This is a genomic window from Paenibacillus sp. A3M_27_13 (assembly GCF_024213315.1).
GTDB classification, from domain to species: Bacteria; Bacillota; Bacilli; order Paenibacillales; family Paenibacillaceae; genus Paenibacillus; species Paenibacillus polymyxa_B.
Genome location: NZ_JANAVE010000002.1, coordinates 1,239,970 through 1,252,114 on the forward strand (window position 1 = coordinate 1,239,970; position 12,145 = coordinate 1,252,114).

A 12,145-nucleotide genomic window follows, 5' to 3' on the forward strand; every position below is an offset into this window, starting at 1 on the left:
GGAAAGGATACGTATATGGCAGCTACCATTAAAGACATTGCCAAATTGGCTAATGTTTCCCATACAACCGTCTCCCGGGCGCTCAATAATAGCCCGCTGATTAAAGAAGATACGAAACGCAAAATTATGGAGTTGGCAGAGCAACTCAATTACATTCCAAATTTTAATGCCAAAAGCCTGGTTCTCCAGCGCTCGCATACGATTGGCCTGTTTTTCACCAGTATTTCAGAAGGCACCAGCTCCAGTTTTTTTGCGGATACCATCCGCGGTGTTAATCATGTCATCGGGGTGGATTACAATTTGTTTGTGCGAGGAATTGACGATTACGCCGATTTTTCGGCCATTCACCGCAAGCGTTTTGATGGTATCATTCTGATGAGCCAGAGCGAGGCGGACAACCCTTTTATTTATCATGTGCTCGGTCAAGGTATTCCGCTTGTTGTACTGAATCGGCAGGTGTCCGGTGCGGGGATTGTAAATGTGATCTCTAATGATAAGGAAGGGTCCTATGAAGCGGTCTCCTTTCTCGTTGAAAGCGGGCATGAACGCATTGCGATCATCGAAGGGGTAGAAGGCTTCAAGTCTACCCAGCAACGCCGTGAGGGTTTTATGAATGCGTTGATTGATAGTGGTAAGCCGATTCGACATGAATATATCGTGCAAGGTCATTATGATACTGAAAGCGGAAGCCAGGCAATGAAGCAACTGCTTTCCTTGCAGGAGCCGCCGACAGCGGTATTTTGCTCTAACGATGATATGGCTATTGGGGCCATGAATGCGGTATTCGAAAACGGCTTGAAGGTACCAGAGGATATCTCAGTCATTGGTTTTGACGATATCGGGTTCTCAATGTATACGACTCCACCGTTAACAACGGTCAAAAGACCGATTGAGCAGATAAGTGAGCGCGGAGCCGCCTGCATTCTGGAACGAATTCAGTCACCGTCCAATGAGGGTGAGCTTATATTTATGGAGACTGCGCTTATGAAACGGAAATCAACGGCAGGCAGACCACGCTGAGTTTCGTTTTATTAACAGGCAGGCCAAAGGGGTAGAAACCATGCTAAATGTATGGTTTCTGCCCCTTTTAGGTTGAAATGCGCTCTGCTTCGTCTGGATTTAACGAAAGAGATTGGTTTTAGCCAGTTCCACAATCTCGTCACCGCGTCCGTTCAACATCGCTTTCATCATCCACAGTGTAAATCCTTCTGCTTGTTTAAGATTAATTTTGGGTGGCATAGATAGTTCCTGACGGTTCACCACCACGTCTACCACAACAGGGCCATCATGAGCCAATGCTTGCTGAATGGCATCCTCCAGCATTGCTGGATCTTCAACCCGGATGCCCTTGAGCCCCATGGCTTGCGCTACAGCACCAAAATCAGGATTCACCAGTTCAGTGCCGTTTTCCAGGAATCCGGCTGCTTTCATTTCCAGCTCGACAAAACCGAGAGCGCCATTATTGAAAACAATGACTTTAATAGGCAGCTGATGCTGCTTCAGAGTGAGCAGGTCGCCCATCAGCATCGTGAGCCCGCCATCGCCTGAGAGGGCAATCACTTGTCGGTCAGGCTCAGTAGCCTGCGCTCCGATTGCCTGCGGCAGCGCATTTGCCATCGTGCCATGGTTGAACGAGCCGAGAAGCCGACGCTGACCGTTCATCTGCAAATAACGCGCAGCCCATACAGTGGGAGTACCGACATCACAGGTGAAAATAGCATTTTCCTGCGCGGCGTCACTGATGACCTTGGCGAGATATTGGGGATGGATCGGCGTATGACCTGGTTTACCGACGGCAAGGTCATCCAACTCCTGGCGTACCTTGGTATAGTGGGAGACGGTTTTCTCTAGATGCTTGGAATCATGCTCTGACGTTAAATGCGGTAGCAGCATTTCCAATGTGGCTTTTACATCCCCGCATAAACCATACGTCAACGGAGTACGTCTGCCGAGATGGGCTGGCTCTATGTCTACCTGTAGGACAATCGCATCTTCAGGGTAAAATTGTCTGTAAGGGAAGTCTGTTCCGAGCATAAGCAGGACGTCACAATCCATCATCGCATGGTACCCGGAAGAATACCCGATCAGTCCCGTCAATCCAGCATAGTAAGGGTTGTCATACTCCAGATATTCCTTGCCTCGCAGAGCAGATACCATAGGGGATTTTAACTTGTCGCATAGCTGCATGAGCAATTCATGAGATTGTGCACAGCCGGCGCCGCATAGTAACGTAATTCGTTTGCCTTTATTCAAATATTCGGCCAGTCTGGAAATTTCGGAAGCTGACGGATGCACTACAGGTGCAGTGGGATGGTAGACATGTTCAGGGACAGGTACCTTTTCCGCCTCCAAAGCTGCTACATCACCGGGAAGAACAATGACGGAGACACCTGAACGTGAAATTGCCTGTTGAATGGCCATGGTCACCGTTCTGGGAATTTGACGCGGTGTCGTAATAACCTCACAGAAGTGACTGCATTCTCCGAAAAGATGCTCAGGATGCGTAGCTTGAAAATATTCACTTCCGATTTCGTCGCTTGGAATATGAGCGGCAATAGCCAGTACAGGCACCCGATTGCGGTGGCAATCATATAAACCATTAATCAGATGCAAATTTCCGGGACCACTACTTCCAGCACATACAGCAATGCTACCACTAAGGTCAGCATCCGCTCCGGCTGCAAAGGCAGCCACTTCTTCGTGCCTTACATGAATCCATTCGATTTGACCATTGCTGCGAATGGAATCAACCATATTATTTAGAGAGTCTCCAACAATGCCATAAACCCTCTTGACCCCTGCATTGACCAAAACTTGTACAATAGTATCTGCGATTGTCTTCATAGATGTTCCTCCTGCCTAGTAAGTAGTGTTATCCTGCCCGTGCTTTCTTGCGTCTATTCTCCTGAAATGTATATAAGAACAAGGTCTCGGGATAGGGTGATAGTTAGCCTTAACCGTCTTGGATCAGGTGCGAAACAACAGAAAAAGGACGATATACTTGCAAATTTTTATATAAACGTATATGTTAACGTGTTCATATTATTGTCATTATTATTTTTTTAAACTAAAAATATTGATAAAACTATTTTGTTAACGTGTGCATTGTGATAAAATAACGATGAAATCATTATGGTAATTGTGGGAGGTTACTCCGGATGAAACAAGTAGATGAATTAGACCAATTAAACAGAAAAAGCTTTATCGTAACAGACCCGCATCCTGTGAGGGTGCTGCAATTCGGGGAAGGGAACTTCCTGCGTGCTTTTGTAGACTGGCAATTTGACAAAATGAATAAGCTGGCAGAATGGAATACGGGAGTTGTGATTGTACAACCGCAGCCAGGAGGCCTCGTGGAGAAGCTTAACGAGCAGGATGGCCTGTATACGGTTATTCTTGAAGGGATTAAGGATGGGAAGGCCATGAAGGAGCATACCGTTGTGGAGTGCGTCACTCGTGGGATTAATCCATACGGCTCTGATTTTTCCGAGTATGAAGCATTATCCCAAAAGCCGGAGCTGCGTTTTGTCGTGTCGAACACGACGGAAGCGGGGATCGCTTATGCACCAGAGGATCAATTGGAAGATCGTCCGCAAAAGAGCTTTCCAGGCAAGCTAGCCGCCTTTCTGTACAAGCGCTTTCAATTCTTCGGGGGCGATCAGAGCAAGGGACTGGTGATCATTCCGTGCGAGCTCATCGACCGTAATGGAGACGCTCTCAAGGAAATCGTACTGAAATATGCGGACCAATGGAAGCTTGGGGCCGAGTTTATTGCATGGTTGGAGGAATCGAATACGTTCTGCAACAGTTTGGTCGATCGGATTGTACCTGGTTATCCCAAAGACCGGATTCATGAGATTCAAGCAGAATTGGGTTACAAGGACGATTTGGTTGTTGTGGGCGAACAGTATCATTTATGGGTTATTGAAGGGCCACAGTGGCTTAAAGAAGAATTACCTGCTCATTTGGCCGGATTGAATGTACTGATTGTCGACGATATGGCGCCATACCGTACACGGAAAGTACGCATTTTGAATGGAGCACATACGGCGCTTACCCCTGTAGCTTATTTATATGGCCTGGACACGGTGGGGCAGGCGGTCGAGCATGATATTATGGGAAACTTTATCCAGTCGCTGATTCGAGAAGAAATTATTCCGACACTGGACTCGCCAGAAGCGGAATTGAATGTATATGCCGACGATGTTATTGAACGATTCCGTAATCCCTATGTAAGTCATTATGTTATGAGTATCGCACTAAATTCGGTGTCCAAGTTCAAGACACGGAACTTGCCATCCTTGCTCCAGTATGTGACACAGCGTAAGGCGTTGCCTGCCAAAATTGTATTTTCGCTGGCGTCCTTGCTCGTATTTTACCGGGGTGACAGAAATGGCGAGTCGATTGCGTTGGCAGACGAAGCTGAAGTGTTGAGTACGTTTGGTGAACTGTGGAGTAAATATGACGGTACTCTCGCCGGGGCGAAGCAATTGACTGCGCTGGTACTTGGCCGGCAGACATGGTGGGGGCAAGACCTGAACCAGATCGAAGGACTGGCTGAACAAACGGCACAGCACGTGTATGAAATTACAAGCAGAGGAATGAAGGAGACGCTCGATTCTCTAACCGGGAACAGCGTGCCCAGAGCATAAGCAAGGAGGAGACCGGAATGCTGGAGTTCATTCAAATTCATGATCAAGATAACGTGGCTGTCGCCTTGCGTGATTACAAGCAGGGAGAGACACTGGCGTGGGGAGCACAAGAAGAACAACGAGTGGAGCTAGCCGAGGATGTAGCACGTGGGCATAAAATCGCCTTGCAGGATATAGCTGAAGGTGGGCATGTTCTGAAATACGGATATCCCATCGGTCATGCCATTCAGCCCATTCAGGCAGGACAGCATGTGCATACGCATAATACGAAGACGAACCTGACAGGCGTGGAGGAGTACACTTATAAGCCTAAGCCAGCTCCTCATTTATATGAACAGGAGAGTCGTACGTTTCAAGGTTTTCGGCGAAAGGACGGCCGTGTGGGGATTCGCAATGAGTTGTGGATTGTGCCGACGGTCGGCTGTGTGAACGGGATCGCTGAACTTATTTTAAACCGTTTCAAGCAGGAAGCGGGAGATATTTCACCTTTTGAAAATGCACTGGTGCTCAAGCATAACTATGGTTGTTCTCAGTTGGGTGACGATCATGCACATACGCGCACGATTTTGATCGATGCTGTGAAACATGCGAACGCAGGTGGTGTACTTGTACTGGGTTTAGGCTGTGAGAACAATGAGATGAAAGAATTTAAGGAAGCCATCGGAGAATATGATTCGGAGCGGGTAAAGTTTTTGCTTTCCCAGGATGTGTCGGATGAAGTAGAGGAAGGGGTAAGGCTGCTTCATGAAATTTTTGCGGCCGTGCAAGAAGATCGGCGGGAACCTGTACCTTTGTCAGAGCTGAACATCGGCTTGAAATGCGGTGGATCTGATGGCTTATCGGGTATTACTGCCAACCCACTACTCGGACGATTGTCGGATTATATGGCCGCGCAAGGTGGAACAACGGTATTGACAGAAGTACCTGAAATGTTCGGGGCGGAGACAATTTTAATGGAGCGCGCTGCCGATGAGCAAGTATTTAATAAGATCGTACATCTGATTAACGATTTCAAACAATATTTTCTGGATTACAAGCAGCCAGTATACGAAAATCCGTCACCGGGCAATAAAGCAGGGGGGATCACGACGCTGGAGGATAAATCACTGGGCTGTACGCAAAAATCCGGGTCTTCCACGGTCACTGATGTTATTCAGTACGGGGAGCGTCTCAAGACCAAGGGACTCAACCTGCTCAGCGCGCCGGGGAACGATCTAGTGGCATCTTCAGCTCTCGCTGCAGCGGGCTGCCAGCTCGTCATTTTCACAACAGGACGCGGTACGCCGTTTGGCTCCTTTGTTCCGACGATGAAGGTCTCAACCAACTCGCCGTTGTATAAGGCTAAACCTCATTGGATCGACTATAACGCCGGTTCATTGGTGGAGGATGTCAGTATGGAAGATGCGCTCCGCAACTTTGTCGATTACATCGTCGATGTAGCCAACGGAACCTGGGTGAACAATGAGAAAAACAATTTCAGAGAGCTCGCTATTTTTAAAAACGGTGTTACGTTGTAAAAGGCTGAAGTGTAAGGGAGGCGGAATTATTCCGCTTCCCTTTTTGAGTTTGTATGCTTCTAAATAAGCATGTTAGAAAAATTGGAATATATTATCATAATGTACTTGTCACATGCTTGAATTTATGGTATAACTTAATTACGTAATAAATACGTAATTAAGTTATTTTTAGATAGGATTTAGATCTTACTTTTGTTTGGTGAATATAAAAAGTCGGACAAGGAGGCGGGAATGGTGGATGATCTTGTTCACTCCGACATCACAGATCTAGACACACTTGTTAACATGATTAAGTTGTCTTTTTCATTTGCGGATGGTGCCAATATGATTGCTTTATGCGACCAGCTGTATAGCCATGTCAACCAAAAGTATCAGGAATTGCAGCTCTACAAAGCGCGCAAGAAACCTATACAACCCATACATACCAAACGGCCGCTAGTCTACTACTACGGCTACAGTCATCTTATGAAAGGCATGGCCTTCCAAAAACAGGGCAAGTATGAGGCCGCTCGCGATTGCATCGAAAAATATGCAGAATTGGGCTGGTTTAATGGTCTCGATCAATATGGGGAGGCAGAGGTAGAATATTACCGCTATGCTGCCAGAGCTAATTTGTATGCGCTTGATATTTTGTCAGGCCATGCCGAAGTGTTGCAGGAATACATCCAATTTCTTCGTAACAATCCGGAAGAACTGTTACCGGGGCTTCTTTCCATCGTTGAGGGAGCGTCGAGATACGACTATCCTTTAGAGGCTGTGCTTAAATCATTTGCCGAACAAATTGAAGGTTTTACATATTTTGAAGAGCCTGTGAATGTATCATATTATTTTCGCTTCTGTTATCAACTGGCTCTTTATTATATCAAGCAAGAACAGTTTACGGTTGCGTTGGGCTATATCCTGCAATCTCTTATGCTGTCCGATACCCTGGGTATGGAACATGAGCATGAGTTTAGGAAATGTACCGCTATATTTGAAATTTTCAGATCCCAAGCTACAGCAACACAGCAAGACCAATATATAACTATTTTAAAAGGAGTGTTAAAGGATGAAAAAATTGATTTCACGCCCTCTGTCGCTCAGTCTGTTTAGTTTGCTAGTGTTTGTTACAAGTCATGACCTCATCACGGTGTTTTATCATGGAGCCAATCATTAAGAAGGCAGAAGTAAAGTAGAAGTACACCCAATAGCAAGTAAGCTCATTAAGATCAGGGCTTACTTGCTATTTGGCGTATTATGAAGACCGATCATAACGTATATATAACGTGGCACATGTCCCAAAAATATTTAAGCTGTTGTAGGTTTATGCAGCAAACCTTGTTCTGATGGATGCAATGAAATTCTTGTCTGTTGGTAAACGGGGAATGGTTCTTCCGTACTGTATGATCTGCTTTTTAACGCTGCATCCAGTGCCCGTAGCAAGGAACCTATGAATTGCTCTGGAGAAAAGAAAATGCTTTTCCCGACCATATGAATGTGAAGCTCATTATGGTCACGGTTGCTTACAGACAGCAATATACCTTGACCCTGAAAACCCGTACCGATTGCGCGTATTTTGTTTATACCCGAGAGTAGCATTTCCGTTTTCACCGCACGCCCCTGTTCCTCCACAAATACAGAAATCAGGCGTTTGTCTGTAACGATAACAATTTGGTTACCCCGAAATGTATGACTCAGGTGTAGAAAATCTTTATATACCCCAATAGTCTGCTCATGCGGAGAAACAATCCCCATCCGTACAAACTCCTCCAGCTCAGTGACATCGGGTTCCTGATGATTTTTAATTCGTTTTTTGATACTGAACTGAATAGTCAGGATGCCCAAGATAGCTATGAGAAAAGCGCTAAGTCGGACATTAAATATAAAGAACATCAGGACAATAAGGCCGCCTACTAACCACTGTCCCCAAGTTAGATAGCGCAGCTTTTGTTGTACCGTACGGCGATAATAACCGTAGCCCTTTCCCGGTTGATACTCTTTGGTAAACTTTGTCATACCACGCATCATGGTTAATCCATAGACGGATAAAATTGTCATCGCGAGCGCCAAGAGCGTCATAAGCCATTCCTGAGCTGCAACGCCAACTAAAGTACACAGGCCAAACATGATGAGCCCCGCCCAGCAGGCAACCTTTTTAATTCGAACCTGTTTCTGAATCGAACGAACCAATTCTTCCATTCTTAATCCTCCTGATCTAGGTATATAGGTAATGATTGGAATCACATATAGTCTTATCGTACCATCTGATAGTCTTTTTCGTAAATTAATAGATGTAAAAATCCAAAGGCTGGAAGAAGGTTTTCGCGTATAGTCAGATCCCCACCTGAACTTTAGATACCAAAATCAAAAAATCCAGTACTACTCATTCGAAGCAGAAGCCTCTAAAATAATAAATGTAAGTGCTTACATTACAAAGAAGGGAGGTCTTCGTATGAGAACAGGATGGAAGAATCCGCAGCCACAGCCACCGGTTCGATCGGGTAGAGGGGCATCACTAGCGCGCAAATGGGTTCAACAAAGACATTTGCAGACTATGGCGCTGCTTGGGGTGGTTTGGATGATTATTTTCCATTACATTCCGATGTACGGCATTTTGATTGCTTTCAAACAATTTGACATCATTGGTACCCTATCAAGCGCACCTTGGGCGGGGTTAGAGCATTTTCGGGCCTTTTTGGAGGATGATAACTTTTGGTACATTGTCAAAAATACACTGGGCATTAGCCTGCTCAAGCTGGCCATCGGGTTCCCTTTGCCTATTGTGTTTGCTCTATTCCTGAATGAAATACGATCTACTCGGTTCAAAAAATCTATTCAGACCATTTCATACCTTCCTCACTTTTTATCTTGGGTCATTCTTGGCGGGATCTTAACGACGTGGCTGGCAGATACCGGGATGATTAATCAACTGTTGCTAGCCTGGGGTTGGATTGACCAGCCGATCAGTTATTTGGCAGAGCCGAGCTATTTTTGGGCTATCGTCGTTAGCTCGGATATCTGGAAGGAGCTTGGATGGTCAGCTATTATCTATTTGGCAGCAATGGCGGGGGTATCTACGGACATGTATGAAGCGGCCACCATTGACGGAGCCGGACGGTTTCAGAAAATGTGGTACGTCACCCTTCCCGCTATCAAGGGGACAATATCTATTTTATTTATTTTGGCGGTTAGCGGCATATTGAACTCCAACTTCGATCAAATTCTCGTCCTGCGTAACTCGCTGAATGAAAGTGCAAGTAATGTAGTTGATATTTATGTATATCAGGTGGGCATTCAGCAGGGCCGTTTCTCGTATTCTACCGCGGTGGGTTTGCTGAAATCGGTTCTTGCTCTCGTTTTGCTGCTAATTGCCAATTCGGTGACCAAGCGGGTGAATAATACATCCCTATTTTGAAGGAGGACGGCTGCATGCAGCTATTGCAACGCAGAACAGCAGGCGAAGCGATATTCGATTTCATGAACAACGTCTTCATGCTGATCATTTGTTTTGTCACGTTGTATCCCGTGTGGTATGTGCTGGTGAACTCCTTTAACGAAGGAGCAGACGCTATGCGGGGCGGCATTTACTGGTGGCCGAGGGTCTTCAGTCTGGGCAGCTATCAGGCTGTGTTTGCCAACAACGGTATTATGACCGCGATGGGGGTGACTATTGCCAAGACGCTTATCGGCACGATTGTTCATGTGTTTTTTACTGCCATGATTGCATATGCATATTCCCGTAGGGAGCTGATCGGGCGCAAGTTGTATATGCTGATTGGCACCATTACCCTGTTTTTCGGTGGGGGATTGATTCCAACCTATTTGCTGATACGTGATCTTGGACTGCTGGACAGCTTTTGGGTGTACATCATTCCTGCGATGTTCAGTTTTTTTGACCTTATTATTTTTATGGCTTTTTTCCGAGAACTGCCGGATGCACTGGAAGAGGCGGCGAAAATAGACGGTGCGAATGATTTTGGTATCTTTTGCCGGATCGTGCTTCCTGTATCTATGCCGGTAGTAGCGACGATTGCGTTGTTTCATGGGGTATACCAGTGGAACGATTATTTTACCGGAATGATTTATATTAATAATACGGATCTTCAGCCGATTCAAACGTATTTGTACCGGGTTGTTGCCCAATCTAGCTCTAATCAGATGATGGCTGCTGCACCGGGAATTGTTGCCCAGTCCGTCACTTCGCAATCGATCAAGCTGGCGACGATGGTCGTGACGACACTGCCTATTGTACTGGTATATCCTTTTCTGCAAAAATATTTCGTCAAGGGTCTGATGATCGGCTCGATCAAGGGTTAGCACATCATCCAAGGGGGAGATTTATAATGAACATTCGCAAATGGCAGAAGGGGCTGTTGGCCTCTGTTCTGCTGGTGGGTTTGCTCGCGGCATGTACGTCCGGTGGAGGCGGTACTGTCACGGAATTGAAGGACGAGAAGACCAAGGCTACGGCAGATGCACCGGGATGGAAGGCGGATATGGAGCCGATTACGTTTGACTGGTATTTGAACTTTTCCTGGTTCCCGAACAAGTGGGGGACGGATATGACCTCGAAGTATGTTACGCAAAAGACCGGGGTCAGCGTCAATTTTATCGTACCCGCAGGGAATGAAAATGAAAAGCTCAACACCATGCTGGCCTCCGGCAAGCTGCCTGATTTTGTCACACTTGGTTGGGGAGAGGACGCGGTCAAAAAAATGATTGAGGGCAAGATGGTGCTTCCGCTCAACAAGCTGGCCGAGAAATACGATCCGTATCTGATTAAAATAGCTGATCCGGCGAAAATGTCCTGGTATCGCCAAACGGACGGGAATGTTTACGGGTATCCTAACGCTTCTTCTTCGCCACAGGATTATCAAAAATACGGCCAAAATTTTGTTTCCAACCAGACGTTTATGGTTCGGAAGGATATGTACGAGGCGATCGGCAAGCCGGATATGAGAACACCGGAAGGATTTTTGAAAGCGCTTCAAAAAGTGAAAGAGAAATTTCCAGAGGTGAACGGTCAGCCTCTTATCCCGATGGGATTCCACGAATTTACGGATAACGGAAATTATTCTTTTGAAGACTATTTACTTAACTTCCTAGCCATTCCTCATGAAAAAGACGGCAAGCTATACGATCGTCGTTCGGACGAAGAGTATATTCGCTGGCTCAAAACATTCCGTCAAGCAAATGAGCAGGGCCTGATCGCCAAGGACGTATTTATCGACAAACGTCCGCAAATGGAGGAAAAGGTGGCACAGGGCCGATATTTTGCCATGTTATATCAGCGTTCTGACTTTGCCACACAACAGGTAATGTTATATGCGAAGGACCCGAACTCCGTCTATATCGCGGTGGATGGACCTTCGAACAGTAAGCTGGACCCGCCGACGCTGGCTGGGCCGGGTATTTCCGGCTGGACGGTGACGCTTATTTCGAAGGATGTCAAAGACAAGGAGCGGGCTATTGAATTTCTGACTTATCTGATTAGCGAGGAAGGAAACCGCGATCTGTATCTGGGGGAGCAGGGCAAGCTGTGGGACATGGTTAACGGTAAGCCAGCCTTCAAGCCAGAGGTGCAGGAACTGCTGAACAAGGATCGTTCTGCTTTTGATAAAAAATATGGAGCCTCCTTCACCTTCTGGATGCTGATGGATACGAATATGAATTTGCAGTGGGCGCCGCCCAGCGTCGAGCCGTATAAGCAGCCAGAGGATTGGACGAAAGGCAAGACGAAAGGCTTCTCCCAATATGACAATATCAAACCGACCGGAACTTCGGCGGAGGGCATTGCGTCAGGCCAGATAGATAAAATTTGGGGCAAGACATTGCCGAAGCTGCTGCTGGCTTCCTCAGATGAGGAATTCGACCAGCTGTTTGCTCGCTTTTTGGAAGATCGCAGAAAAGCAGGATATGACAAAGTTATGGCCTATCAGCAAAAAGCCTATGAGGAAAACCTTAAGAAAATTGAACAGTTCACCAAATGATTTAATT

General features: G+C 46.3%; 9 protein-coding genes. 7 read left to right on the forward strand and 2 right to left on the reverse strand.

From position 1 onward, the window contains the following. The first annotated feature begins 15 nt into the window (after nucleotides 1-15). Nucleotides 16-1,020, forward strand: a complete 1,005-nt coding sequence (locus NLX82_RS12275) for a LacI family DNA-binding transcriptional regulator (RefSeq protein ID WP_069079639.1) — start codon at nucleotides 16-18, stop codon at nucleotides 1,018-1,020. A 99-nt stretch (nucleotides 1,021-1,119) separates the two neighbouring features. Here the strand turns inward: NLX82_RS12275 and poxB are convergent, their stop codons facing one another. Then, complete coding sequence (gene poxB / locus NLX82_RS12280) at nucleotides 1,120-2,844, reverse strand: ubiquinone-dependent pyruvate dehydrogenase (RefSeq protein ID WP_028542396.1); 1,725 nt, start codon at nucleotides 2,842-2,844, stop codon at nucleotides 1,120-1,122. Between the two features lie 314 nt (nucleotides 2,845-3,158). On the opposite strand from poxB, the gene NLX82_RS12285 reads away from it, so the two are divergent. The 3 genes from NLX82_RS12285 (at nucleotide 3,159) to NLX82_RS12295 (ending at nucleotide 7,261) form a co-directional block, all read left to right on the forward strand. Further along, a complete protein-coding gene (locus tag NLX82_RS12285) occupies nucleotides 3,159-4,652 on the forward strand; it encodes a tagaturonate reductase (RefSeq protein WP_023988325.1) in 1,494 nt (497 codons plus the stop codon). 17 nt (nucleotides 4,653-4,669) lie between these two features. Beyond that, on the forward strand, nucleotides 4,670-6,169 hold the full coding sequence (locus NLX82_RS12290; RefSeq protein WP_053325301.1) for a UxaA family hydrolase: 1,500 nt from the start codon (nucleotides 4,670-4,672) through the stop codon (nucleotides 6,167-6,169). A gap of 234 nt (nucleotides 6,170-6,403) precedes the next feature. Further along, nucleotides 6,404-7,261 carry a hypothetical protein gene (locus tag NLX82_RS12295; RefSeq protein WP_053325302.1) on the forward strand — a complete coding sequence of 286 codons (858 nt, stop codon included), beginning with the start codon at nucleotides 6,404-6,406 and terminating at the stop codon, nucleotides 7,259-7,261. Between the two features lie 195 nt (nucleotides 7,262-7,456). On the opposite strand, the gene NLX82_RS12300 is transcribed toward NLX82_RS12295, so the two are convergent. Continuing rightward, a complete protein-coding gene (locus NLX82_RS12300; protein ID WP_053325303.1) occupies nucleotides 7,457-8,347 on the reverse strand; it encodes a hypothetical protein in 891 nt (296 codons plus the stop codon). 253 nt (nucleotides 8,348-8,600) lie between these two features. Here NLX82_RS12300 and NLX82_RS12305 point away from each other — a divergent pair, with 253 nt between their 5' ends. Genes NLX82_RS12305 through NLX82_RS12315 form a run of 3 tightly spaced genes read left to right on the forward strand, consistent with a single transcriptional unit; the run spans nucleotide 8,601 to nucleotide 12,138 of the window. Beyond that, on the forward strand, nucleotides 8,601-9,563 hold the full coding sequence (locus NLX82_RS12305; RefSeq protein ID WP_076264208.1) for an ABC transporter permease: 963 nt from the start codon (nucleotides 8,601-8,603) through the stop codon (nucleotides 9,561-9,563). A gap of 14 nt (nucleotides 9,564-9,577) precedes the next feature. Beyond that, nucleotides 9,578-10,465 (forward strand): carbohydrate ABC transporter permease, encoded by an 888-nt coding sequence (locus tag NLX82_RS12310; protein ID WP_028542392.1) that lies wholly within the window; start codon nucleotides 9,578-9,580, stop codon nucleotides 10,463-10,465. 26 nt (nucleotides 10,466-10,491) lie between these two features. Continuing rightward, nucleotides 10,492-12,138, forward strand: a complete 1,647-nt coding sequence (locus NLX82_RS12315; RefSeq protein WP_028542391.1) for a type 2 periplasmic-binding domain-containing protein — start codon at nucleotides 10,492-10,494, stop codon at nucleotides 12,136-12,138. Nucleotides 12,139-12,145: the final 7 nt, after the last annotated feature.

Bases quoted from the DNA above. Each gene is read 5' to 3' on its own strand.
- NLX82_RS12275 (WP_069079639.1), top strand. From the start codon at position 16: ATGGCAGCTACCATTAAAGACATTGCCAAATTGGCTAATGTTTCCCAT.
- poxB (WP_028542396.1), bottom strand. From the start codon at position 2,844: ATGAAGACAATCGCAGATACTATTGTACAAGTTTTGGTCAATGCAGGG.
- NLX82_RS12285 (WP_023988325.1), top strand. From the start codon at position 3,159: ATGAAACAAGTAGATGAATTAGACCAATTAAACAGAAAAAGCTTTATC.
- NLX82_RS12290 (WP_053325301.1), top strand. From the start codon at position 4,670: ATGCTGGAGTTCATTCAAATTCATGATCAAGATAACGTGGCTGTCGCC.
- NLX82_RS12300 (WP_053325303.1), bottom strand. From the start codon at position 8,347: ATGGAAGAATTGGTTCGTTCGATTCAGAAACAGGTTCGAATTAAAAAG.
- NLX82_RS12305 (WP_076264208.1), top strand. From the start codon at position 8,601: ATGAGAACAGGATGGAAGAATCCGCAGCCACAGCCACCGGTTCGATCG.
- NLX82_RS12310 (WP_028542392.1), top strand. From the start codon at position 9,578: ATGCAGCTATTGCAACGCAGAACAGCAGGCGAAGCGATATTCGATTTC.
- NLX82_RS12315 (WP_028542391.1), top strand. From the start codon at position 10,492: ATGAACATTCGCAAATGGCAGAAGGGGCTGTTGGCCTCTGTTCTGCTG.